At 69.3% G+C, this 23,647-nt stretch carries 23 protein-coding genes and 4 pseudogenes; 8 read left to right on the top strand and 19 right to left on the bottom strand.

The genetic code is table 11. The features are described from left to right. Nucleotides 1-120: 120 nt before the first annotated feature. From O3Q52_RS00500 to O3Q52_RS00445, 12 genes are all read right to left on the bottom strand, one after another. Nucleotides 121-2,937 carry an RNA helicase gene (locus tag O3Q52_RS00500; RefSeq protein WP_269646757.1) on the bottom strand — a complete coding sequence of 939 codons (2,817 nt, stop codon included), beginning with the start codon at nucleotides 2,935-2,937 and terminating at the stop codon, nucleotides 121-123. Between the two features lie 180 nt (nucleotides 2,938-3,117). Then, entirely contained in the window at nucleotides 3,118-3,525 is a 408-nt protein-coding gene (locus O3Q52_RS00495) for a hypothetical protein (RefSeq protein ID WP_269646756.1), read from the bottom strand. A 274-nt stretch (nucleotides 3,526-3,799) separates the two neighbouring features. After that, nucleotides 3,800-4,744 (bottom strand): twin-arginine translocase subunit TatC, encoded by a 945-nt coding sequence (gene tatC / locus O3Q52_RS00490; protein WP_269646755.1) that lies wholly within the window; start codon nucleotides 4,742-4,744, stop codon nucleotides 3,800-3,802. A gap of 47 nt (nucleotides 4,745-4,791) precedes the next feature. Further along, complete coding sequence (tatA, locus tag O3Q52_RS00485; protein ID WP_143635623.1) at nucleotides 4,792-5,079, bottom strand: Sec-independent protein translocase subunit TatA; 288 nt, start codon at nucleotides 5,077-5,079, stop codon at nucleotides 4,792-4,794. Between the two features lie 237 nt (nucleotides 5,080-5,316). Beyond that, on the bottom strand, nucleotides 5,317-5,511 hold the full coding sequence (locus O3Q52_RS00480; RefSeq protein ID WP_269646754.1) for a hypothetical protein: 195 nt from the start codon (nucleotides 5,509-5,511) through the stop codon (nucleotides 5,317-5,319). 9 nt (nucleotides 5,512-5,520) lie between these two features. Then, a complete protein-coding gene (locus O3Q52_RS00475; protein WP_269646764.1) occupies nucleotides 5,521-5,808 on the bottom strand; it encodes a hypothetical protein in 288 nt (95 codons plus the stop codon). Nucleotides 5,809-5,819: 11 nt separating this feature from the next. Further along, the gene (locus O3Q52_RS00470; RefSeq protein WP_269646753.1) at nucleotides 5,820-6,953 is read right to left on the bottom strand and encodes a YafY family protein; all 1,134 of its coding nucleotides are present in this window, start codon (nucleotides 6,951-6,953) and stop codon (nucleotides 5,820-5,822) included. Between the two features lie 16 nt (nucleotides 6,954-6,969). After that, nucleotides 6,970-7,923 carry a YafY family protein gene (locus O3Q52_RS00465; RefSeq protein ID WP_055615505.1) on the bottom strand — a complete coding sequence of 318 codons (954 nt, stop codon included), beginning with the start codon at nucleotides 7,921-7,923 and terminating at the stop codon, nucleotides 6,970-6,972. Nucleotides 7,924-8,190: 267 nt separating this feature from the next. Further along, nucleotides 8,191-8,565 (bottom strand): FKBP-type peptidyl-prolyl cis-trans isomerase, encoded by a 375-nt coding sequence (locus O3Q52_RS00460; RefSeq protein WP_269646752.1) that lies wholly within the window; start codon nucleotides 8,563-8,565, stop codon nucleotides 8,191-8,193. Between the two features lie 88 nt (nucleotides 8,566-8,653). Then, nucleotides 8,654-9,661 (bottom strand): FKBP-type peptidyl-prolyl cis-trans isomerase, encoded by a 1,008-nt coding sequence (locus tag O3Q52_RS00455; protein WP_269646751.1) that lies wholly within the window; start codon nucleotides 9,659-9,661, stop codon nucleotides 8,654-8,656. Between the two features lie 131 nt (nucleotides 9,662-9,792). Then, nucleotides 9,793-11,154: a Pup--protein ligase gene (pafA, locus tag O3Q52_RS00450; RefSeq protein WP_143635636.1), complete on the bottom strand. Its 1,362-nt coding sequence runs from the start codon at nucleotides 11,152-11,154 to the stop codon at nucleotides 9,793-9,795. A gap of 9 nt (nucleotides 11,155-11,163) precedes the next feature. After that, complete coding sequence (locus O3Q52_RS00445) at nucleotides 11,164-12,423, bottom strand: MFS transporter (protein WP_269646750.1); 1,260 nt, start codon at nucleotides 12,421-12,423, stop codon at nucleotides 11,164-11,166. Between the two features lie 138 nt (nucleotides 12,424-12,561). On the opposite strand from O3Q52_RS00445, the pseudogene O3Q52_RS00440 reads away from it, so the two are divergent. Then, nucleotides 12,562-13,266 (top strand): annotated as a pseudogene (locus O3Q52_RS00440) (LacI family DNA-binding transcriptional regulator); the annotation flags it as partial. After that, a complete protein-coding gene (locus O3Q52_RS00435; RefSeq protein WP_269646763.1) occupies nucleotides 13,246-14,760 on the top strand; it encodes an acyl-CoA dehydrogenase family protein in 1,515 nt (504 codons plus the stop codon). The pseudogene O3Q52_RS00440 and the gene O3Q52_RS00435, both read left to right, overlap by 21 nt. A gap of 68 nt (nucleotides 14,761-14,828) precedes the next feature. Here the strand turns inward: O3Q52_RS00435 and O3Q52_RS00430 are convergent, their stop codons facing one another. The 3 genes from O3Q52_RS00430 to O3Q52_RS00420 form a co-directional block, all read right to left on the bottom strand. Further along, the gene (locus O3Q52_RS00430) at nucleotides 14,829-15,242 is read right to left on the bottom strand and encodes a MaoC/PaaZ C-terminal domain-containing protein (RefSeq protein ID WP_266586750.1); all 414 of its coding nucleotides are present in this window, start codon (nucleotides 15,240-15,242) and stop codon (nucleotides 14,829-14,831) included. Nucleotides 15,243-15,257: 15 nt separating this feature from the next. Beyond that, nucleotides 15,258-15,803: a MaoC family dehydratase N-terminal domain-containing protein gene (locus O3Q52_RS00425; protein WP_266586752.1), complete on the bottom strand. Its 546-nt coding sequence runs from the start codon at nucleotides 15,801-15,803 to the stop codon at nucleotides 15,258-15,260. Nucleotides 15,804-16,033: 230 nt separating this feature from the next. Further along, entirely contained in the window at nucleotides 16,034-16,324 is a 291-nt protein-coding gene (locus tag O3Q52_RS00420; RefSeq protein WP_266586754.1) for a hypothetical protein, read from the bottom strand. An 18-nt stretch (nucleotides 16,325-16,342) separates the two neighbouring features. On the opposite strand from O3Q52_RS00420, the gene O3Q52_RS00415 reads away from it, so the two are divergent. Continuing rightward, a complete protein-coding gene (locus O3Q52_RS00415; protein ID WP_266586756.1) occupies nucleotides 16,343-16,630 on the top strand; it encodes an alpha/beta fold hydrolase in 288 nt (95 codons plus the stop codon). A gap of 17 nt (nucleotides 16,631-16,647) precedes the next feature. On the opposite strand, the pseudogene O3Q52_RS00410 reads toward O3Q52_RS00415, so the two are convergent. Beyond that, a pseudogene (locus O3Q52_RS00410) lies at nucleotides 16,648-17,508 on the bottom strand (AAA family ATPase). A 170-nt stretch (nucleotides 17,509-17,678) separates the two neighbouring features. On the opposite strand from O3Q52_RS00410, the gene O3Q52_RS00405 reads away from it, so the two are divergent. From O3Q52_RS00405 to O3Q52_RS00385, 5 genes and pseudogenes are all read left to right on the top strand, one after another. Then, nucleotides 17,679-18,806: an acyl-CoA dehydrogenase family protein gene (locus O3Q52_RS00405; RefSeq protein ID WP_266586758.1), complete on the top strand. Its 1,128-nt coding sequence runs from the start codon at nucleotides 17,679-17,681 to the stop codon at nucleotides 18,804-18,806. A gap of 11 nt (nucleotides 18,807-18,817) precedes the next feature. Beyond that, nucleotides 18,818-20,098, top strand: a complete 1,281-nt coding sequence (locus O3Q52_RS00400; protein WP_266586760.1) for an acyl-CoA dehydrogenase family protein — start codon at nucleotides 18,818-18,820, stop codon at nucleotides 20,096-20,098. A 140-nt stretch (nucleotides 20,099-20,238) separates the two neighbouring features. Continuing rightward, entirely contained in the window at nucleotides 20,239-20,745 is a 507-nt protein-coding gene (locus O3Q52_RS00395) for a DoxX family protein (RefSeq protein ID WP_266586762.1), read from the top strand. A gap of 24 nt (nucleotides 20,746-20,769) precedes the next feature. Then, nucleotides 20,770-21,227, top strand: a pseudogene (locus O3Q52_RS00390) (electron transfer flavoprotein subunit beta); the annotation flags it as partial. Between the two features lie 161 nt (nucleotides 21,228-21,388). Continuing rightward, nucleotides 21,389-21,562 (top strand): hypothetical protein, encoded by a 174-nt coding sequence (locus O3Q52_RS00385; RefSeq protein ID WP_269646749.1) that lies wholly within the window; start codon nucleotides 21,389-21,391, stop codon nucleotides 21,560-21,562. 12 nt (nucleotides 21,563-21,574) lie between these two features. Here O3Q52_RS00385 and O3Q52_RS00380 read toward each other — a convergent pair whose 3' ends face one another. From O3Q52_RS00380 to O3Q52_RS00370, 3 genes and pseudogenes are all read right to left on the bottom strand, one after another. After that, complete coding sequence (locus O3Q52_RS00380) at nucleotides 21,575-21,706, bottom strand: hypothetical protein (protein ID WP_266586764.1); 132 nt, start codon at nucleotides 21,704-21,706, stop codon at nucleotides 21,575-21,577. Beyond that, nucleotides 21,703-22,571: pseudogene (locus O3Q52_RS00375) on the bottom strand (3-hydroxybutyryl-CoA dehydrogenase). The gene O3Q52_RS00380 and the pseudogene O3Q52_RS00375 overlap by 4 nt, the downstream one beginning before the upstream one ends. Then, nucleotides 22,571-23,617: a Glu/Leu/Phe/Val dehydrogenase dimerization domain-containing protein gene (locus O3Q52_RS00370; RefSeq protein WP_266586766.1), complete on the bottom strand. Its 1,047-nt coding sequence runs from the start codon at nucleotides 23,615-23,617 to the stop codon at nucleotides 22,571-22,573. The pseudogene O3Q52_RS00375 and the gene O3Q52_RS00370 overlap by 1 nt, the downstream one beginning before the upstream one ends. Nucleotides 23,618-23,647: the final 30 nt, after the last annotated feature.

The raw sequence follows: 23,647 nt of genomic DNA, 5'->3' as shown, positions 1-23,647 counted from the left end.
CAGCGCGTCCCCGAAACCGAAGCCACCCCTGACCGCCATCGGCCCCCAGCGGCGCCACCCCGGCCGAAGCCGAAGCCAGGACCCGCCCCACCAACTGACCCACCGGCCGACCCCGTCAACTCACCCGACCGACGAGTAAGCCACCACTCCCCGCAGCAACTGATCAACCGCCTTGCGCGCGTTCTTCGCCACCGTCGAACTCGCGCCGGACGAGACCGGTGCCGCCGCGGAGATCTGTCCCAGCACGTCGATGACCTGCTTGCACCAGCGCACGAAGTCACCGGCGGGCATCTCCGCCTCGCGCAGCACCTCGTCGAGGCCCTTGCCGGAGGCCCACTCGTAGGCGGCCCAGGCGAAGCCCAGGTCGGGCTCGCGCTGGCCGACGCCCTCGGTCTGCGTGATCCGGAAGTCCTCCTCCAGGGCGTCGAGCCGGCCCCAGATGCGGACCATTTCGCCGAGCGCGGCCTTCGCCCTGCCCGACGGCAGCTTCGGCGCCATCGCGTCGTCGCCGACCCTGGACTCGTACACCAACGCCGAGACGCACGCGGCCAGTTCGGCCGGTCCGAGGCCCTCCCAGACCCCTTCGCGCAGGCATTCGCTGGAGAGCAGGTCCATCTCGCCGTACAACCGGGCGAGCCGCTTGCCGTGTTCGGTGACCTCGTCGCCGCGCAGATAGTCCAGCTCGGTCAGGAGCGCGACGATCCGGTCGAAGGTGCGGGCGATCGTGTTCGTCCGGCCCTCGATGCGGTTCTCCAACTGGGCGGTGTCGCGCCGCAGTCGGTGGTAGCGCTCGGCCCAGCGGGCGTGGTCCTCGCGGTCGGTGCATCCGTGGCAGGGATGCGCCCGGATCGCCGTGCGCAGCTGGGCGATCTCGCGGTCGTCGGCGGCCTCGGCGCGGCGCTTGCGGTGCCGCTCGGGCACGATGTGTCCGGCCTTGGTGCGCAGCGCCGAGGCGAGGTCGCGGCGCGACTGCGGAGAGCGCGCGTTGAACGACTTCGGGATGCGCATCCGCTCCAGCGCCTCGACGGGCACCGGGAAGTCGGTCGTGTTGAGCCGCTTGACCTGGCGCTCGGCGGTGAGGACGAGGGGGCGCGGCCCGTCGTGGTGCTCGAAGCCCCGGTGTCCGTTGGACCGCCCGGCGGGCAGCCCCGGGTCGAGGACGAGCGCGAGTCCCGCGAACTTGCCGGTCGGGACGTGGATGACGTCACCCGGCTTGAGCTTCTCCAGGGAGACGGCCGCCTCGGCGCGCCGCTGCGAGGCGCCCTGCTTGGCCAGCTCGGTCTCGCGGTCCTTGAGGTCGCGGCGCAGCCGCGCGTACTCCTCGAAGTCCCCGAGGTGGCAGGTCATGGACTCCTTGTAGCCCTCGAGCCCCTCCTCGTTGCGCTGCACCTGGCGGGAGATCCCGACGACCGACTTGTCGGCCTGGAACTGCGCGAAGGACGTCTCCAGCAGCTCGCGCGAGCGATGCCGCCCGAACTGCTCCACGAGGTTCACCGCCATGTTGTACGACGGCTTGAAGCTGGAACGCAGCGGGTACGTGCGCGTGCCGGCGAGTCCCGCGAGGTGGTCGGGGTTGATTCCGCGCTGCCACAACACGACGGCGTGGCCCTCGACATCGATGCCGCGGCGGCCGGCCCGGCCGGTGAGCTGGGTGTACTCGCCGGGGGTGATGTCGGCGTGCTGCTCGCCGTTCCACTTGACGAGCTTCTCCAACACCACCGAGCGGGCGGGCATGTTGATGCCGAGCGCGAGGGTCTCGGTGGCGAACACGGCCTTCACCAGGCCGCGTACGAAGAGTTCCTCGACGACCTCCTTGAACGTCGGCAGCATGCCCGCGTGGTGGGCCGCGATGCCGCGCTCCAGGCCTTCCAGCCATTCGTAGTAGCCGAGGACGTGGAGGTCCTCGTTCGGGATGGAGGCCGTGCGCTCCTCGACGAGGGCGCGGACCTTCTCCCGGGCCTCCTCGTCGTTCAGCCGCAGCCCCGCGTACATGCACTGCTGGACGGCGGCCTCGCAGGCGGCGCGGCTGAAGATGAACGTGATGGCGGGCAGCAGGCCTTCGGAGTCGAGCCGCTCGATGACCTCGGGCCGCCCCGGCGTCCACACCCGGGACCGCTGCCGCCGCTCGCGCTCCCGGTCGGCGTCGCGCATGGCGCGGCCCCGCTTGCGGTCCTGGTACGACGGACGGCTGGCCTCCATGCGCGCCAGGCGCGTGAGGTCGGGGTTGACGGCCTTCTTGTGGCCCTCGCCCTCCTCGAAGAGGTCGTACATCCGGCGCCCGGCGAGCACGTGCTGGAAGAGCGGCACGGGCCGGTGCTCGGAGACGATCACCTCGGTGTCGCCACGGACGGTGTCGAGCCAGTCGCCGAACTCCTCCGCGTTCGACACCGTGGCCGACAGTGACACCAGGGTCACCGACTCGGGGAGGTGGATGATCACTTCCTCCCAGACGGCGCCGCGGAAGCGGTCCGAGAGGTAGTGCACCTCGTCCATGACGACGTAACCGAGGCCGAGGAGGGTCTGCGAGCCCGCGTACAGCATGTTCCGGAGGACCTCGGTGGTCATCACGACCACCGGCGCCTCGGAGTTGACGCTGTTGTCGCCGGTGAGCAGGCCGACCTTGTCAGCGCCGTAACGACGGCACAGGTCGGCGTACTTCTGGTTCGACAGTGCCTTGATGGGCGTGGTGTAGAAGCATTTCTTGCCCTGCTGGAGGGCGAGATGGACGGCGAACTCGCCGACGATCGTCTTGCCCGAGCCGGTGGGCGCGGCCACGAGAACACCCTTGCCCGCTTCGAGGGCCTGACAGGCCTCGATCTGGAAGGGGTCGAGGCCGAAGTCGTACATCTCGCGGAAGTCCGCGAGCGCGGTGGCCTGCTCGACAGCACGCTTACGGGCTGCCGCGTACCGCTCGGCCGGTGAGAGATCCTCTGTCATCGTGCATTCGAGACTACCGGCCACCACTGACAACGGACGATCATTGTCCGGATCACCCCAAGTCGGAAGCCGACGCGGCCGGTCCTCCTTGAGGGACCGGCCGCGTCAAATCTGAAGAGGTCCTGCGAGGCTCACCCAACGTCTACGCGTTCTCCGCCCCAAGTACCCGCTCCAAGCGGATCAGCCGTTGTTGCTGATCCAAGGACTCGTGTCGCACTCGTCGTCACCGATGCTTGCAATGCAAGCCGTCACCTGGATACGGCTTCCCTGGCCTCCGTATGCATTGGTGTTGTCGGCTTCATAGAAGTCCTTGTTGCACGAAGCCCAGTCACCCGAACTTCCAGGGTTCGAACACTTGCCGCTCCGGTAGGTGCTCCAAGAACCGCCGGAGTCCCTGAGTTGGTTCGTCCACTTCGCGTAGACGCCGTAACCGTCGGTGGAAGTGTCCTTGCTCCAGATCACGTCACCGTATGGCTGAAAACAGGCCGCAGCGCCCTGAATGTTCGTGATGCACGTGCCACCCGACGGCGCGCCGCCGACAACGCCCGTATTGTCGTCGTCCGCAGCTGCAGGGTTGCTCATCGCCACGAAAAGCGCTCCCCCTGCCGCGAGCGTCACGAATGTCGATCTCAACGCCACCACAAGCACGGATCCCCCCATAGGTTCAACGAAACAAGCAAAATCCTCAACATCCCCTTGGTCATGAAGATCTCGCAAAATCTCGATGAACCTATACCGACCAACAGAAAAACACTAGGTCAAACTTTCTCCACTTTACGCGGTCACCGGCCACCGGTTAACGCGAGTGGAGGCGGGGCCCAGTAGGGTGTCCTGCCTCCACTCAACACAATGATGTGATGCCCTACGTGACGTCGCCGTAGTTGTTCGCCCGCTCCTGGGCCGCCTGCTCAGGCAACACATGGCTCGCACTCACCGACTCGGCCTCGCCAATGTCCTCAGGGGCGAGGTCAAGGTCAGAAGCTTCATCGTCGTCCGGTCCCTCGGCCTCGCGACGGGCCCGGCGCCGATCATTCAGTAGGGCGACGCCAGTGGCGACGAAGTACAGCACCGAGATCGGCCCGGCCAGCGCCAGCATCGAGATCGGGTCGGTGCTAGGGGTAGCGATCGCGGCGAACAGGGTAATGCTCATGATCATGCCCCGCCACCAGCCGAGCATCCTCGCCCCGGAGACGATCCCTCCGAAGTTCAGCATGACCAGCAGCAACGGCAACTGAAAAGCCAGACCAAAGACAATAATCATGCGCATGATGAGCTGGATCAGTTCGTCCAGCGGCAGCTGGTTGTCACTGCCGATGATGGAGAACTGGAGCATCACCTCCGCCATCTTCGGCAGCGACCAGTAAGCGAAGTACGCGCCCATCAGGAACAGCGGGAAGCCCGCGGCGACGATGCCGAGCGAGTACTTCTTCTCGTTCTTGTGCAGGCCGGGAGCGACGAAGCCCCACAACTGGTACAGCCACACCGGCGACGCGAGCACCACACCAGACGTGAAGGAAACGGACAGCGCCAGCGTGAACGGGCTCAGTAGACCGTTCTGCACGATACGTGCGCAGGTGCTGGTACCGGTTTCCTGCAACTCCGCGAAACTCAGCCCACATCCCACAGCCCGAAGGATCGGATCCGTGAAGAACTGGATGATGTCCTTGTAGAACATGAGCGAGACGATCGTGGTGACGATCACCGCGAGCAGACTCTTCACCAGCCGGTTGCGGAGCTCACGAAGGTGCTCCACGAGGGGCATGCGCCCCTCGGAATCGATTTCCTTCTTGCGGGCAGACTTCAGCAACCCACGTTCCCATCTCGTGCAGGGGGCCGGCGGTCACCGGCCCTGCGTCAGCGCTTGGTCGTGTCCGTCGGCTCGGTGACCGGGCGCGAGCTGGTCACGTCACCGGGTGCGGCCTGGATGGTGCGCTGGACCTGGGACTGGTCGTCCTGCGGCGGGGCTGCCGGGGTGGCACTGTCGTCCTTGCCCTCGGTCTTCATCGCCTTGGCCTCGCTCTTGAGGATGCGGGCGGACTTGCCCAGCGAGCGGGCCATGTCCGGAAGCTTCTTCGCGCCGAACAGCAGGATGATGACGACGAGGATGAGAATGATCTCGGGAGCGCCGAGCCTTCCGAACATAAGCTTTTACCTTCTCACCGAGGCGGCGTGGTTGGGTTGCTGCCCGACCGGTCGGACGTCTGTCCGACAGTCGTGCTGGCAGCGATCGTAACGCTCAGGGGTAAACGCGGGGCAATCCCTGTGCGTACTCCCAGTTCGCGGTCCGCGCCTCGCTCTCCGGGCCGCGACCAGCAGCGTACCCGCCGATCCTGCGAAGCTGACAGGTCGGAGTGACTCAAAGCGCACGGACAGCAAGGCTCAGAGGGCGTCCGCGGCGCGGGCCGCACCGGCGGACGCGTGCTCCAGATCCTCGGCGGCGCGATTGATCCTGCGTGCGGACTCGGTGACCTGCCTGCCCAGACGTTCCGCCTCCAGAAAGACACGGACGGCGAGCACGCCGAGGACGGAGATTCCCAGGAAACCCACAGCGATCGCGAACATCGGCCAGAACATGGCTCGACCCTAAGCCCCGCGAACCGTCGCGTGGAGCCGCAGGGCCCGGACCCCTCCGCCGGTGAGGAGTTCGACGATGCGCTCCCCGGCCGGCTTACGAACCGCGGCGCCGCACTCCGGGCAGGTGAAGGAGTAGAAAGTGGTCCGATGTGTGGCGCCGATGACCAGGCGCAGGGCGTTCGCGGAGAGTTCGAAGCCGCCCCGGCAGTCGGGGCACGCGGCCTTGAACACCACGGGATCCACCCTTGTCATCCCCGAGAACGCGGACGCAACGGACATTTCACTGATACCCGACATCGTCGACCCGCTCAAAGCCCTTGCTCCTGCCTGCCGTACAGCCCGTCATGAACTCCGTGCGGCCCGTCGTCCGGGCGCTGCGCTCCCCCGACGCCGTCGAGCGGAGCACCTGTGGCACCGTCGCGAGGCGCACCGGGCACGTCCTGCGGCCGGTCCCCGGAGTCACCGGCACCCTGCGGTCCGTCGTACGCCGCGAGGGCCTCACGGGCCGCCTGCCGGGCGCTGTCCGCGACCTCCGCCGGCGACACGATCCGGCCCTCCCGGCCGCGCCGCAGCGCGAGCCGGCGCAGCGACGCCGGATCGGGGGCGCGCAGGGTGATGCGCAGGCCGCCGTCGGGGAGCTCCTCGGCGCTGTCGTGCGGGTAGTACTCGGCGACCCAGCGTCCGCCGGGGCCGACCTCCACGACCACCTCGGGGTCCTCCGCGGCCGGTTGCACAAGACCCTCGGAGAGGTCCCGCAGCTCGACCTCGGGCGGCGCGGACGCCTCGTCGAGGATCTTGATCTCGGCGACCCGGTCGAGCCGGAAGGTGCGACGCGCCTCGGAGCGGCGGCACCACGCCTCCACGTACGTGTGCCCGACGCTGACCAGGCGGATCGGGTCGATCTCCCGCTCGGTGAGCTCGTCGCGCGAGGGCGAGTAGTAGCGGATCCACAGCCGGCGCCGCTCGGAGATCGCCCGGTCGACGTCGGCGAAGACCCCGCCCTCGGACTCGAAGGTGACGGACAGCCGGGCACTGGCCCCCGCGGCCTCGCCCGAGGCTGCCTCCACCTTCGCGGTGGCCCGCAGCAGCGCCTGCCGGTCGCCCTCCCGCAGTCCGGGCAGGGTCGACACGGCCCGTGCGGCCACCAGCAGCGCGGTGGCCTCGTCGGCGGCGATCCGCAGCGGCTCGGCGACATCGTCCGGGTTGTGCCACCAGATCCGGTCGCCGTCGGTGTCGATGTCGAGCAGATCGCCCCCGCGGAAGCTGGTCCCGCACAGCGGCAGCACGTCGAGGTCGGAGATCAGCTCGTCCTCGGTGATCCCGAAGGCCCGCGCGACATCCTCGACCCGGGCGCCGGGCCGTTCCCGCAGATACGTCACCAGGGAGAGCATCCGCCGGGTCTGGTCGAGCGCGTTCGTGGGCTTGGCCGGTTTTCCTGCCACTTTCTTACGTTCCCCCTCAGCCCTTGGCCACGGCGCGCAGCCGGTCGACGACGTCGGCCCGCAGCTCGGCCGGTTCCAGGACGACCACGTCGGGCCCGAACTCGACGAGCCAGGCATCCAGACCGTGCCCGTACGGAATCTCCAACTCGTCCCACCCGTCACCGAGTTCCCGTACGGAGGCGGCCTTCGCGCGCAGCGGGTAGCCCGAGCCCGACCGCAGCCGGATCAGCGCGGAGCGGTCGGCGATGTCCCCCGCCCAGCTCGCGACGGTCTCACGCACGGTGACGACGTCGGGCACCTGGGCCGTGTACTTTCCGCCGCGCGTACGGACCTTGCCGGTGATCCGGGACAGCCGGAAGACCCGCTCGGCGCCCCGGTCGCGGTCCCAGCCGGCCAGGTACCAGTGGCCGCGCCAGCACTCCAGGGCCCACGGCTCGACGAGGCGGGGCTCGGGGCGGGCCGCGGTGGCCTTGCGGTAGTCGAAGGCGACGGGCCGCCGGTCGCGGCAGGCGAGCATCAGGGGCTCGAAGGCGGCCTCGTGCACGGGGATGCGGGGTTCCAGGGCGCCATGGGCCTCGTACGGATCGACGTCCTCGGGGAGGCCCGCGGCGCGCAGTTTCTGCAGGGCGCCGCTCGCCGCGCCCGCGAGGCGTGCCTGCTGCCAGACCTTGGCGGCGAGGCCGAGGGCCGCGGCCTCCTCGGCGTCGAGGGTGATGGGAGGAAGCCGGTTGCTGTCGCGGCGGGCCAGATAGCCGACTTCGCCGTCGAGGTTCTCCACCGTCTCGATGACCAGGCCGAGTTCGCGCAGATCGTCCTTGTCGCGCTCGAACATCCGGTTGAAGGAGTCGTCCGAGCTCGCTTCCAGATAGGCCTCGATGGACTCGCGGAGCTCGCGCTTGCTGAGCGGCCGCCGGGTTCCGAGCAGACACAGCGCCAGGTTCATCAGCCGCTCTGCCTTGGCAATGGCCATCGATGCCCTTCCCTATGATGCTTCCGACCGATGACCGTACCGCCCCGGGGTGTCGTGGCAAAAGCCGAGGGCCCATGCCCGGACTGGCATGGGCCCCAAGTGATCGGGTCCGGTCGGACCTCGGTCACACGGCGTACGAAGATCGGATCATGATCAGAACTTCGTGATCACCGGGCCGGGTTCCGGCCCTCGTGGTGATCGGGTCGCGCTCGGGGCTCTCGTGGTGACCGGACCGCGGGTCTCCCCCGGCCGGTCCTCCGCGAGGGCTCAGACGGCGACCAGGTCGCAGACGAAGATCAGCGTCTCGCCGGGCGCGATACGGCCGCCACCGGCTCCACGCTCGCCGTAGGCGAGGTGCGAGGGGATGGTCAGCTGACGGCGTCCGCCGACCTTCATGCCCTGTACGCCCTGGTCCCAGCCCGCGATGACCTGGCCGGCACCGAGCTGGAACTGGAGCGGCGTACCGCGGTTCCAGGACGCGTCGAACTCCTCGCCGGAGGAGAAGGCCACGCCGACGTAGTGGACGGAGACGGTGTCGCCCGCCTTGGCCACCTCGCCGTCGCCCTCCCAGATGTCCTTGATCTCAAGATCCGTCGGGGGCTGGCCCTCCGGGAAGTCGATCTCGGGCTTGTCGATGCTCACGTTTCTGGCTCCTGCTTGGTTTGCGGCACGTGTTTGCGACGCCTCGGTGTGACAAGGCAACGCGGACAGTCTTGCATTCCCGAAGGGACTACATCTTCGCGAGGATGTCGACGGAGAAGACGAGCACCGAGTCCTTCTTGATGCTGCTGCCCTGCGGCGGGTTGTCTCCGTAGCCGAGCGCCGGCGGAATCACGATGAGGACCCGGCTGCCGACCTTCTTGCCGGTCAGGCCCTGCGCCCAGCCCTTCACGACCTGTGCGAGCGGGAACGACGTGAGCTGCCCGCGGCTGTACGAGGAGTCGAACTCCTTGCCGTCCGCCCACAGCACGCCCTTGTACTGCACGAGGAGGCTGTCGCTCTTTGCGACCTCGTCCCCGTCACCCTCCAGGATGTAGTTGGCGACGAGCTTCTTCGGCGCGGCCTTCTTCGGCACCTCGATGGAGGGGGCCTTGCCGTCGGTGTTGGTGCCGACCTTCGGCAGGTCGATGTTGTCCTGGGCGACGGCGGTGCCCTTGGCGGAGCTCTTGCCGTTGAACGCCTGCTGGATGTCGACCACGAAGACCAGCGTGTCGGTGCCCTTGATGCCCGCCTGGGCGTTGCCCGACGTGCCGTAGCCCCAGGTCGGGGGCACGGCCATCTCGACGCGGCTGCCGACCTTCTTGCCCGCGAGGGCGTAGCGCCAGCCGTCGATGATCTGGCCCTGGGCGAGCTGGATGACCAGCGGCGTCTTGCGGTCGAAGGAGTTGTCGAAGACCTTCGCCGAGGACCAGATCTGGCCCAGGTAGTGGGCCTGGACGAAGTCGTTCTCCGCGACCGTCCGGCCGGTGCCCACGATGACCGTCTCGACCGCGAGGTCCTTGGAGGGGTCACCGCTGCCCTTGGCGACGGTGGGCTTCTCACCGAACTTCTCACCGGCGGTGATGCCCGGCAGCGGCCCGTCGACGATCTTCGGCGGCGGAGGCGCCGAGGCCGAGGGCGAAGCCGATGGGGACGGGCTGTCACTGGACTTGGCCTTGTCCGACTTGTCGTCGTCACCGCATCCGGCGAGAGTGACCAGTCCAGCGGGAACGGCGATAAGAAGTGAGCGTCGGCGCACGGTGGGGGCCTCGTATCGGTCGATCTTGGTTGATGGCGTGCGCGCAACTCTACGACGTGAGAAGGGCGCCGTACGGAAAACGTACGGCGCCCCGCGTTGCGTTCCGGAAACACGTCCGGACGCGTCCTGACTCACATTCCGGCGATGAGCTTCTCCACCCGGTCGTCGACGGAACGGAACGGGTCCTTGCACAACACGGTGCGCTGTGCCTGGTCGTTGAGCTTCAGGTGGACCCAGTCGACGGTGAAATCACGACGCTGTTCCTGAGCGCGCCGGATGAAGTCGCCGCGCAGCCGGGCCCTAGTGGTCTGCGGCGGTACGGACTTGCCCTCGAAGATCTTCAAGTCGTTGCAGATCCGGGCGGCTTGGCCCCGCTTCTCCAGCAGGTAGTAGAGACCCCGGCGACGGTGGATGTCGTGGTAGGCGAGGTCTATCTGAGCGACACGCGGGTGCGACATCGTCATGTTGTGCTTGGCGCGGTACCGCTCGATGAGCTTGTACTTCATCACCCAGTCGATTTCGGTACCGATCCGGTCGAGGTCCTCGGACTCGATCGAGTCGAGCGTGCGGCCCCACAGCTCCAGAACCTGGTCGACGACGCCGGTACGGATACCGCGGCGCTCGACGAAGTCCACTGCCTTCTCGTAGTACTCGCGCTGCACCTCAAGAGCTGAGGCCTCGCGGCCGCTTGCCAGGCGCACCTTGCGCCGGCCCGTGATGTCGTGGCTGACCTCGCGGATGGCCCGGATCGGGTTCTCCAGGGTCAGGTCGCGCATCACCGTGCCCGCCTCGATCATGCGCAGCACGAGGTCGGTGGCGCCGACCTTGAGGAGCATGGTCGTCTCGGACATGTTCGAGTCGCCGACGATGACGTGCAGCCGGCGGTAGCGCTCGGCGTCCGCGTGCGGTTCGTCCCGGGTGTTGATGATCGGCCGGGAGCGGGTCGTCGCCGAGGAGACGCCCTCCCAGATGTGCTCGGCCCGCTGGCTGACGCAGTACACGGCACCACGCGGGGTCTGCAGCACCTTGCCGGCACCGCAGAGAAGCTGCCTCGTGACGAGGAACGGAATGAGGATGTCCGCGAGCCGGGAGAACTCCCCGTGACGGGCCACCAGATAGTTCTCGTGGCAGCCGTAGGAGTTGCCCGCCGAGTCGGTGTTGTTCTTGAAGAGGTAGACGTCGCCCGCGATTCCTTCCTCGTGCAGGCGTCGTTCGGCGTCTACCAGGAGTCCTTCCAGAATGCGCTCGCCGGCCTTGTCGTGGGTGACCAGTTCCGTCACGTTGTCACATTCGGGTGTCGCGTATTCCGGATGTGATCCCACGTCGAGATAGAGGCGGGCGCCGTTTCGCAGAAAGACATTGCTGCTGCGGCCCCATGACACGACACGGCGGAAGAGGTACCGCGCCACCTCGTCGGGAGACAGGCGTCGCTGTCCCCTGAACGTACACGTGACGCCGTACTCGTTCTCCAGCCCGAAAATGCGGCGGTCCATGACTGAACATTACGCCTGATGGCCTGTGCTGAAACGGGGTTCGGGGGCACCGTTTCGATCATTTTCCGAACCGCCCTCGACCACCGTGCCCCCGCCCGTAGCTGCGAGGACCCGCCCCGTGGCCAGCAGAACGAGCAGCGCGGCGCCTCCGGCGACAGCCGATACGGCGAAGCCCCGGACGGCTCCGCCCCACTCGATGACCGGTCCCGCGAGGCCCGTCCCGACGGACGCTCCCACGGTGAACGTCGTCACGAGCCAGGAGAACGCCTCGGTGACCGTGCCCCTCGGCGCGTGCCGGTCGACGAGGATGAACGCGCAGGCGATGCAGGGTGCGAGGAAGACTCCGGCAAGGGCCATCAGCGCCGTCATGGCGACCGCGTCCGGCATGATCATCAGCGGCAGATAACAGACCGCCAGAAGAGCGACGAGCGCGCGCAGTCGCCGCTCCGGCGCGCCGCCCCACTGCCGCGCCCCGTAGACCGTGCCGCCGACGAGAGCACCGAGCCCGATGGCGGCCATCAGCCAGCCGTACGTCACATCGCCGCCGTGGTCGTCCGCGTACGACACGCTCGCGACCGTGATGGAACCGAGCGCCATTCCGACAAAAAGGAACGCGCCGAGCAGGGCGATGAGTCCGGACGAGCGCAGCGCGCCGAGCCAGTGCGCCTCGCGCGGCGCCGAACGCCACGCGCGCGAGGGCCGCGAGACGACCACGGAGAGCGCGCCCAGCACCCCGATGACGTTCAGGATGATCAGCGCGGCCTGCGCGGACCACAGGGCCACGCACAGCGTCACGAGCAACGGTCCGACGGTGAACATGACTTCCTGCGCCACCGCGTCCATCGCGTACGCCGTGTGCACCTGGTCCTCCTTACGAAGGACGGAGGGCCACAGCGCCCGCAGACCGCCCTCCAGGGGCGGCGTGAACAGTCCGGCGACGGCGATGAGGGCATACGCGAGCGCAAGCACCTCGGTGCCGGTGAGGGCGAACACGGTGGTGGCGAGGGCGGAGACGAGCGCGGTGGGCAGCTGGATCCGCGGCTGCCCGTAGAGGTCCACCAGGCGGCCGAGCAGCGGCTGGCCCACGGCGTTGGCCACTCCGTAGACCGCGGCGAGCGCTCCGGCGAGGCTGTAGCTGCCGCCCTCGGCACGGATGAACAGCACGATGGCGATCGCGGAGGTCGCGTTCGGCAGCCGGCCCACCAGGGTGCCTACGAGCAGCCGCATGGCGTGTTTCGCCCGGAGGATCTCCAGATAACCGGTGGCCATGCCCCGCCCCTTTCGGCTTCAGAATGCCCGAGTTCTCCCGTCCGCGCCGCCGGAGACCTCGTAAGTGTTACGTATAACTTCGCTCGTCATACGTACCATGTGCGCTGTCCGCGAGTCCAGCAGAAAGACAGGTCACCGGTGGCAGCAGGCAGCCCCCGCCCCACGAGCCGTGACGTCGCCCAGGCCGCGGGAGTGTCCCAGGCGGCCGTTTCGCTGGTGCTCGGCGACAAGTGGCGCGGGCGGGTCTCCGAGCGGACGGCCGAGCGCGTACGGGAGGCCGCGCGGGAGCTCGGCTACCGGCCGAACCTGGCGGCCCGCAATCTGCGCCTGGGCAGCACGCGTACGGTCCTGCTGGTCGTCCCCGCCCTGACGACCGAGTTCTTCGCCGGCGTCTACACGGGCGCGGCCCGGGTGGCGGCGGAGCACGGCTTCGGAGTGGTGCTCTACCCCTCCCCCGAGGGCATCGGTCCGGCCCGGGACCCCTTCGCATCCGCACAGGCCGCCCTGGACGGAGTCATCGCCTCCTCCATGGCCGCCGACGCCCTCACGGCGATCCGCGGCGACCAGCTGCCCCTGGTGATGCTCGACAGCGATCCGGCGGGCAGCACGGGCGCGGCAACGGTCAACCTCGACATCCGCGACGGCGTACGCCAGGTCGCCGAGCATCTGCTGGGCCTGGGGCACCGGCGTTTCCTGCACCTGGCGGCGGACATCCCGTCCTGGACCTTCGAGATTCGCGCCCGTGAACTCGCCGAGCGCCTGGCCGCGGTCCCGGGCACGGAACTCCGCACGGCCCCCGCCCCGATCTCCATCGACGGCGCCCTGGCCGCCGCCGAGGCCGCCGGCGGGGCGCGGGGCTGCCTGGACCTCGCGCTGGAATACGCCCGGGTACGAGAGCAGTTCGGCCGGACCATCGGCAGCTTCCAGGCCGTCAAACACCACCTGGCCGACATGCTGGTCGCCGTCGAGCTGGCCACCGCGCTCGCCTGGGACGCGGCCCGAGGAGCGGCCGCCCCGGCCGAAGCGGAGCTGGCGGCCGCGGCGGCGGCCGGCCTGGCCCTGCGCAGCTACCAGGAGTGCGCGCACAAGGCCGTCCAGATCTTCGGCGGCATCGGCTTCACCTGGGAGCACGACGCCCACCTCCACCTCAGGCGCGCGGCGGCGCTCCGGGCCGTGGTGGCCGCCCTGGGCTCGGCCGAGGACGACGTCTACGGCGCCACCCACGCCGGCGTACGGCGGCAGTTCGCGGTCGAACTGCCCGAGGAGGCCGACGCCTATCGTGCCGAGGCCCGCGCCTTCCTCGACCGGTACCGCGCCGCTCCGGAGGAAGAACGCCGGGCGCTGCTCGTGTCCTCGGGATACCTGGTGCCGCACTGGGCCGAGCCGTTCGGACGCGGGGCGGGCGCGATCGAGCAGCTCGTCCTGGAGGAGGAGCTGGCCGGGATCGAGATGCCCTCGCTGGGCATCGGCGGATGGGTGCTGCTGACGCTCACCCAGACCGCGGACCAGGAACAGATCGAGCGGTGGATCACCCCGAGCCTGCTCGGCGAACTGCGGTGGTGCCAGCTGTTCAGCGAACCGGACGCCGGCTCCGACGCGGCCGCCGTGCGAACCCGCGCCGAACGCGTCGAGGGCGGCTGGCGGGTGACCGGCCAGAAGGTGTGGACCAGCGGCGCGCAGGACTGCAACCGGGGCCTCGCGACGGTACGGACCGACCCAAAGGCGCCCAAGCACCGGGGTATCACGGCGATGGTCGTCGACCTCACCGCGCCCGGCGTCGAGATCCGGCCGCTGCGCGAGATCACCGGGGACGCGCTGTTCAACGAGGTCTTCTTCGACGACGTGTTCGTCCCCGACGCCGACATCGTCGGTGAGCCGGGCGGCGGCTGGAAGGTCGCCCGGGCGACTCTCGGCAACGAGCGGGTGACGATCGGCGGCGGGTCGCCCGAGCGCCTGTCGGCCTTCGAACTGACCGACCTCGCGCTGCGGCACGGCGCGCTCGATGCCGAAAGCCGGCGGGCGATCGCCCGGCTCATCGTCGAGGAGCAGGCGATGCGGGTGATCAACCTGCGGCAGGCGACGCGTGCCGTCACCGGGGCGGGGCCGGGCGCGGAAGGCAACGTGACCAAGCTGCTGTCGGCCGAGCACGCCCAGCGCGTGAGCGAGCTGGCGCTGCGGCTGTGCGGCACGGCCGCCGTCACCGGGGACGAACCGGAGATCGCCGTGGAGTACCTGTTCGACCGGTGCCTGACGATCGCCGGCGGCACCTCGGAGATCACCCGCAACGTCATCGCCGAACGCATACTCGGCCTGCCCCGCGACCCACTGGTGCGCTGACCGGGCCGGGAGCGTCACATGGCGGGCCCGTCCCCGGTCACCGGGGACGGGCCCGCCATGTGACGACGTCAGTCGAGCTCGACGACGGCCTTGCCGGGAGCGATCTGGTTGCCGTCCTGGTCCTCGGTCCACACGTCGAGGTCGACCAGGCGCACGCCGTCCTCGACGCGCACCGCGGTGACCCTGCCGCGTGCGCAGACGGTCATGCCGCGTGTGTTGACGGCCCGGAACTGGCAGCGCAGCGACACGATTCGGCCGGCGCCGCCGAGCCAGTCGCGCACCAGGTTGTGCAGGTAGGCCCACTGCAGATTGCCCATCCCGAAGGCCCCCGAGTAGCCGGCGGCCCGCCCGGCCTCCTCGTCCATGTGGATCGGGACGAACTCGTCGTTCACGGCCGCGTAACGGTTCCAGTGGGCGAAATCGGTCGTGCGGGTGAACTCCGGCAGACTGTCGCCGACGGCCGGACTGAGTATGGTGGTCATGATTCCTCGACGCGGTCAGTAGCGGATGAGAGTCGTACGGCTGCGCTTGACGAGCTTGCCGTCCTGGTTCGTCCAGGTGTCCTCGGTGACGGTGAACAGCATCAGACCGAGCCGGCCGGGGCGCTCGGCGTACGACATCAGCCGGTTCTCCGAGGTGATCACGTCACCCGGCCGCATCGGCACGCCGTAGTCGGCCTCCAGGCCCCCGTTCAGCTGGAACTCCAACGGCGGCGGAGTGATACCGAGCATGCGCTCGAGGGAGCCGGGATCGTTCTCCTTCCCGCCGGACGGAGCCGCGCTCTGCAGCGCCGCCAGCCAGGCGAAGGGGTTGAAGTCCTCCGGTGCGGTGATCCCGCCGTGGCGCGGCTTCGCGGCGGTCTCCGCCTCGATGAAGCGCTCGGGCGGGGCGTCGGCGTAGTAGACGGCCAGCGCCCAGCGGCGGATGTCCGACTCGGAGACGGGGAAGGAGACGCGGCGGGACAGGGTGCGGCCGACGGCCGCCAGCATCTCGCCGGAGATGTGACTCACCGCGGCCTGCGCTGGTTTCGTGGTGTCCGTCATGACTGCACTGCTCCTGTGGGGTTACGGTGCCTGTTCGGCAGGAAGGCCTTGCTGGCGGGGTACGCCGGCCGGAGCAGGCCCAGCACGTCATCTGCCATGCGGGTCACCTCTCTTCGGTCTGTGGTGTGGACGGCATGGGGTGGCTCAGGCGAGGCGCTCGACGAAGGCGCGCAGCTGCCGCAGGCTGCGGCACTCCACCACCTCGTCGCAGTACCCGGCGTACCGATCGATCACGGAGTCGCCGCTGTCCCAGGGGGCCCGTGGCTCGGGGTTGAGCCAGAACAGGTGCCCGCAGCGGCCGGCGATCCTGCCGAGCGCGTCGGAGCGCGGTAGTCGGAGCGGGTGTCGCCCAGGACCAGGACCGTGGTGCGGGCGCGCAGCTCACCGGCGTGATCCCGGCTGAAGGTCTCGATGGAGTTGCCGTAGTCCGAGCGGCCGTCCAGCCAGACGCCGAGCCCGAGCCGGTTGATCTCGCTCGCCACCTCCAGCACGTTCGCGGACCGCTCGATCAGGTCGGTCACCTCGTCGAGGCCGTCGGCGTGCCGCGCCTGATCCGCCGTCTCGTCGACGTGGCGGGCAACGACCGGGCCTCGGTCGCCGCGTTCGCCCGGTCGAGTCAGCCACGCGCCGGCACGGCCGATCTCGCGGCGATCACCACTCGCTGCCTGGTCGTGGAGGGTGGCGCCGACCGCGGCGGCCCGGCCGAGCAGGTCGCCGCAGCGCTACCACGCTGCTCGCGGGTCGTCCTGAAGGGTTTCGACCACTTCGCGATTCCGCGTGACATCGGATGCGTCGACTCCGTACTCCGCTTCCTCGACGGGGACTGACCCCGTGGGGCGGGGTGTCACTCGCCGAACTCCTTCAGGGCGAGAGCGATGTCGCTCTCGTTCTTGAGAAGTACCGGAAGGGTGTCGGCGAGCAGTTCGGTCGTGACGTCGTCGGCGCCGAGCAGGACGAGGGTGCGCGCCCAGTCCAGGGTCTTCGCCACGGACGGCTTCTTCCGCAGTTCCAGCGAGCGCAGCGACCGCACCAGTTGGCCGACCCTGCCGGCGAGGACCGCCTCGATGCCGGAGACCTGCGCCAGCACGATGTCCCGCTCGTGCTCCGCGGTCGGATAGCCGATGTGCAGGTAGAGACAGCGGTGCTTGAGCGCCTCGGAGAGCTCACGGCTGTTGTTCGAGGTGAGGAAGACCAGGGGAGTGGTACGCGCCCGCAGTGTCCCCAGCTCGGGGGGACACCTGATACTCCGACAGCACCTCCAGCAGCAGTGCCTCGGTCTCGATGTCGAGCCGGTCGACCTCGTCGACGAGGAGCACGACCGGTTCCTCGGAGCGGATCGCTTCCAGCAGCGGACGGGTGAGCAGGAAGTGCTCGTGGAACAACTCGCTCTCCACGCGTCCCCGCCCGCGGTCCCGGCCCGCGCGATGTGCAGGAGCTGCTTGCGGTAGTCCCACTCGTGCAGCGCCTTCGCCTCGTCGAGGCCCTCGTAGCACTGCAGCGGTATCAGCCGCGGCCCGCAGGACTCGGCGGCGCTCTTGGTCGGCTGCGTCGTGCCCGTGCCGGCCGGACCCTCGACGAGGACCGGCTTGCCGAGGCGTTCGGCCAGGTGTACGACACCCGCGATGCGCGGACTCGGGGCATGACCGGTGCCCCGCAGCCGGTCCGTGACCTGCTGGGAGGAGTCGAAATGCGGCGAGTCGGGCATCTGCGACGCTCCCGTGCTGGGTGACGTGCCGACCCGTCAGCCCTGCGCCCGGCCGCACATTGCTTTTACTGTATGCATTACCGTAATGGCGTGTAGAATGCCGGTCAAGGCAGCCCCGGCGCCATGGCCGTCGGCTTCGCAGTGCATCGTCGGGAGGGCAAGGTGCCGTCATGAGATTCGAACTGACCGCCGACCAGCGCTTGTTGCAGACGGCGACAGCGGACTACCTGGAGAAGTCCGCCCCGCTCGGTGTGATCCGCGCGTTGCACGACGAGGGCCGCACGTTCGACCGGGTCACCTGGCAGCGCGGGGCGGAACTGGGGTGGACGTCGCTCGTCGTGCCGGAGGAGACGGGCGGCGGCAGCGTATCCGGCGAGGGGGTCGTCGACGCGACGCTCATCGCCGAGCAGTTCGGACGCGGGTGCGCGCCCGGACCGCTCGCCGCGGTCAACGTCGTCGCCGCCGCCCTCGCCGAAGCGGCCGGAGCGGACCGGCACGCCGGACTCCTCGGCAGGCTGCTCGACGGCTCGACGGTCGCCGCCTGGGCCTGCTGTGCGCCGGGAGGGGGCTGGGACCCCGAAGCGGGCGCGATCGAGGCACGGCCCGACGGGGACGGGTACGTCCTCGACGGCACGCACGACGGCGTCGAGCACGGCGGCGACGCGGACGCGTTCCTCGTACTCGCCCGTACCCCCGAGGGCCTGAGCCAGTTCGTCGTCGAGCGCGACGCGGACGGCGTGTCCGTCCTCCCGCTGGAGAGCCTCGACATGGTGCGCGGCTTCGCACGCGTCGACTACACCGGCGTACGCGTCCCGGCCACCGCGCTCGTGGGAGCGGCCGGCGGTGCCGCGGCCGCCGTCGAGCGACAGTTCCAGCTCGCCGTCGTGCTGCAGTGCGCCGAACTCGTCGGTGTCGTCGAGCGCGTGCTGGAGTTCACCCGGCAGTGGATGTTCGACCGCTACTCCTTCGGCCGGCCGCTCGCCTCCTATCAGGAGCTCAAACACCGGATGGCGGACATGACGCTGTGGTCGGAGTCCGGCCAGGCGACGATGGCCGCCGCCGCCCGCGCGGTGCAGGAGCGCCGGGCCGACGCCGGTGAGCTGGTCAGCGTCGCGAAGTCCTACCTCGGCCAGCGGGCCACCGACATCATCCAGGACTGCGTCCAGTTGCACGGCGGCCTGGGAGTCACCTGGGAGCACGACATCCACATCTACCTGCGCCGGGCGACGGTGAACCGGCTCATGTGGGGCACGCCGTCCGCGCACCGCCGCCGTATCGCCGATCTGCTGAACGTCTGAGGAGATTCGAGATGACCGCGACGACGACGGCCGTGTCCGACGCCACCGGCATGGAGAGCGTCGACAGCTTCCGCCTGCGGGCCCGCGAGTGGATCCCGGCGAACCTGCGGCGCCTGGCCGACCTGCCCGCCGACGAACGTGCGCAAAGGAACGTGTCGAGCGACCAGAGCGCCTGGCAGCGGGCCCGTGTCCTGCAACGCACGCTGTACGAGGGTGGCTTCGCCGGAATCTGCTACCCCGAGGAGTACGGCGGTCTCGGCCTCACCCCCGCGCACCAGCGCGCCTTCAACGAGGAGGTCACCGACTACGAGATGCCGATGCTGCTGAATGTGCCGACGTTCACCATCTGCGGCCCGACCATCCTCGACATGGGCAGCGAGGAGCAGAGGCGTGAGCACCTGGCCGCCGCGATCCGCGGTGACGAGGTGCTCGTGCAGTTCCTGTCCGAACCGGGCGGCGGCTCCGACCTCGCCGGAGGGACGACCCGCGCCGAGCGCGACGGCGACGTGTTCGTCCTCAACGGCTCGAAGATCTGGAGCTCGGGCGCCTACGCCGCCGACTACGCGCTGTGCTTGGCCCGCACCGACTGGGACGCGCCCAAGCACCGGGGACTGACGATGTTCCTGATGAAGGTGCATCAGCCTGGTGTGCACATCGAACGCATCAAGCAGGTCAACGGCGGCGACGAGTTCTGCCAGGAGTTCTTCGACGACGTCGTCGTCCCGGCCTCCGCGGTGGTCGGCGAGGTGGGCGGCGGCTGGGCGGTCGCCTCGCGCCAGCTGTTCCACGAGCGCAACGCCGTCGGCGGCGGCTCACCGTACTTCAGCGGCGCGCGGGCCGAAGGGCGGCGCGGCACGGAGACCGATCCGCTCATCGACCTGGTCCGCCGAACCGGCCGGGCGGACGACCCCTACGCGCGGGAGCTGATCGCCGAGGCGCACGCCCTCGGCGTCATCCACGGGCATCTCGTCGACCGGGTCACCGCGGGCATGCGCACGCAGAAGATGCCTCCCGCCGCCGGCTCGCTCATCCGCCTCTTCCACGGCGAGAGCGCCACCCGCCAGGCAGAGATCGCACTCGAACTCGCCGGCCCGGCCGCCGCGATGTCCGCCCCCGACGGGCCCGACACCCGCGAGGTGGGCGTGTCCTTCCTGTTCCGCCAGGCCGAGCAGCTCGGCGGCGGCAGCACCGAGATGGCACGCAACATCATCAGCGAACGGATCCTCGGAATGCCCCGCGAGTACGCCGCCGACCGCGACGTCCCCTTCAACCAGGTCCGGCACGGGCGCTGAAGGCCGAACAACGCACCTGAGGTCCTCGGGAAGGACATAACGGAACATGACCACAGCAGAACCCTCCCTCGCCACCACCCTGTCGGCCGCGGACGTGGTCCGGCGCATCGTGCGGGCCCTGCCCTGCGAGGAGGAACGACATGGGTGAGGCGGGTGACGCCGCTCTGCTGCTGGTACGGCTCACTGTGGGCGCGGTGATGGCCGTACACGGCTGGAACCACTGGCGCGGCGGAGGCGGGATCGAGGGCACCGCGCGCTGGTTCGGCGGACTCGGGCTGCGCCGACCACGCCTGCAGGCGCACCTGAGCGTGCTCACCGAGATCGGCGCGGGCGTCCTGCTGGCCGCCGGGCTGTTCACCTCGCTCGCCGGCGCCGCCGTCATCTCGGTGATGCTGGTCGCGGGTCTGCTCGCGCACCGCCGCAACGGCTTCTTCGTCTTCAAGGACGGCTACGAGTACGTCCTGGTCCTCGCCGTGCTGTCGCTGGCACTCGCGGCCTGGGGGCCCGGCGAGTACGCGGTGGACACGGCCGCCGGCATCGAGCTGACCGGCTGGCCGGGCACCGGCGTCGCGCTCGGCGCCGCGGTCCTCGGGACGGGGACCCTGCTCGCGCTCTTCTATCGCCCGCAGGCGCCGAGCGCGTCCTGAACCGCCATGTGAGGAGAAACACGAGTGAGTCTGAGGATCGTTGTCACGGTGAAGTACGTGCCCGACGCCACGGCGACCGGCCCTTCGCCGATGACCTGACCGTCGACCGGGACGGCGTGGAGGGTCTGCTCTCCGAGCTGGACGAGTACGCGGTCGAGCAGGCGCTGCGGATCGCCGAAGGCCGGCGGCAGGAAGCAGCAGACGCCGAGGTCACCGTCCTGACCGTCGGCCCCGAGGACGCCAAGGACGCGTTGCGCAAGGCGCTGTCGATGGGCGCGGACAGGGCCGTCCACGTCGAGGACGACGGCCTGCACGGCACGGATGCGATCGGTACCTCGCTGGTGCTGGCGAAGGCGATCGAGAAGGCCGGCTTCGACCTGGTCGTCTCGGGCATGGCTTCCACCGACGGCACGATGGGTGTGGTGCCCGCGCTGCTGGCCGAGCGCCTGGGCGTCCCGCAGGTCACCCTGCTGTCCGAGGTCTTGGTCGCGGCCCAGGGCTGATGCGTTCTCAGCGGGCGAGATGAGCTGATCGCCTGCGTACGCGCCGCTGCGTGCGGTTCGCCCGGTTCGGTAACGAGAGACGCGACCCCTGATGATCAAGGGTGTCGAAGCCTTTGATCACGAACAGGGGTCGCGTTCGCGTGCCATCCTCCCTGATCGGTGTCCTGCAGCGCCACTGCGAGGACATCGACTCCGCCTGCCCGGGTCCGCAGCAGTTCACCTCTCTGGCCGAGGTTCTGGGGCGGATACCCGATCCCCGCCGGGTCCGGGGCCGCCGCCGGGTGCTCCTCGGACAAGGTGAACGATGTCAGTGAACTGTCCACGGCTCAGTCCGTCTCAACCGTGCTGAGGATCGCCGCACGCCACTCCTCTGGAGTCAGCGGCCCAATGGTGGGTTCGCGTCCCGCCGCGTCGGACTGTACGTCGCTCACATCGCAGGCGGTGTTCACACGCTTCATCGCGGACTCCCTTCGTAGCTGTAGAAGCCTCGTCCCGCCTTACGTCCGAGGAGGCCGGCGTCCACCATCCGCTGAAGCAGCGGCGGCGCCGCGTAAAGCGGCTCCTTGAACTCGTCGTAGAGCGAGTCGGCCACGGCCTTCGTCGTGTCCAACCCAATGAGGTCCGCGAGCGCCAGCGGGCCCTGTGGGTGCGCCGCCCCGAGGACGAGTCCTCGGTCGATGTCCTCGGGGCGGCGCGAAGCCCGACTCGCACATCCGGATGGCGGAGAGGATGAAGGGGGTCAACAGCGCGTTCACGACGAAGCCTGCGCGGTCCTGACAGTCGATCGCTTGCTTGCCGAGCTGGTCCTCGACGAAGGCTCGGGATCGCCGCACGGTGTCGGGCGCGGTGAGCAGTGAGGGGACGAGTTCGACGAGCGGCAGCACTGGGACCGGATTGAAGAAGTGGATGCCGACTACGTGCTCAGGCCGCTGAGTCGCGACGCCCAGTTTCATGATCGGTATCGACGATGTGTTCGACGCGAGGATTGCGTCAGGCGTCGAGACGATCCTGTCCGGCTTACCGAAAAGGACGGTCTCGGCCCGTTCGTCCTCTGTGATGGCCTCGACAACGAGATCACGATCCTCCAGGGCGCCGAGATCCGTGGCCACGGCAGATCCGATCCAGCACCTGGTGCGCCGTCTCGCCCTGGCCCAGCTTGCCCTTCGCCTCGGCACGTTGAAGCGAGGTATCGATGCGAGACCGCGCGGACGTCGCCGCTTGCGTGGTGGACTCGACGAGAATCACGTCGAGTCCGGCGCGAGCGCCCACCTCGGCGATGCCCGCGCCCATCAGGCCCCCTCCGACGACGCCGATCCGGCGCATTAGACGGCGCTCCGGCGAGAGCGGGCAGCAGCGAGACGTCGCTCAACCCTGACCTCGGCGGCATGGAGCGTGGTGGACCCGGCTGCGCCGGCGTCCTCCAGGATGTCGAGCACCGTTGCTCGGACTCCGAGCACGCGCTCCCGCGCCGAAGCAGGAATCTCCCCACGCAGCTCAGCCACCGCCTGGATCAGTCCACCCACGTTCGCGACGAAGTCAGGGACCCAGGTCACTCCGGCCCGGAGAAGGACCTCCGCCACGTCAGACGAGGCCAACTGGCTGTTCGCGCCTCCGCAGACGATCTCGGCCTCGATTCGCCTGGCGAGGTCGTGGTCGAGGGTGCCGCCCAGTCCGCAGGGTGCGTACACGTCCGTCCGCAGCTCACGGACGGACTCGACGATCGGCAGATCGGGAACAGCCGATGTCGCCTTGGCGCGGGCCAACTCGGACGGGTCCGCTGCCGTCACCTTGGCGCCCGCCTCGTGCAGCATCACGGCCAGCTGGAAGCCGACCTTTCCCAGCCCCTCGACGCCGACGTGTCGGCCACGGAGCTCGGGCGAACCCCACCGGTGCTCAGCCGCGGCGAGAATGCCCTGGAAGACCCCGAGCGCTGTGTTGCTGCCGCTGTCACCGGATCCACCGCGGCCGGTGTTGCGGAAGGCGACGTGGCGGGTGGCGCGGCCGATGATGTCCATGTCGTCGGAGTCGGTGCCGACGTCGCCCGCGGTGGAGTAGCTGCCTCCGAGGCGGTCGACGAACCTGCCGAACGCCTCGAGCAACTTCGGGGTCTTGTCGCGACTGGGGTCGCCGATTATGACGGCCTTGGCCCCGCCCGTGTCGAGCCCGGCAGCGGCCGCCTTGTAGGTCATCCCACGCGATAGCCGGAGGACGTCGGCCAGCGCACTCGCTTCGTCGTCGTACGGCAGGAAGCGACAGCCCCCGACCGCAGGCCCCAACGCGAGCGAGTGGATGGCGATGATCGCCCTCAGCCCCGACTCCGGGTCGTTGCAGTAGATGACCTGCTCGTGAGGGCTGTCGGCATCGCTCATGGCCTCGAGCACGGACGAGTTCGCATCGTG

This window comes from Streptomyces sp. ActVer (genome assembly GCF_027270795.1).
Taxonomy (GTDB): domain Bacteria; phylum Actinomycetota; class Actinomycetes; order Streptomycetales; family Streptomycetaceae; genus Streptomyces; species Streptomyces umbrinus_A.
This window is presented reverse-complemented; position numbering and strand designations above follow the sequence as displayed.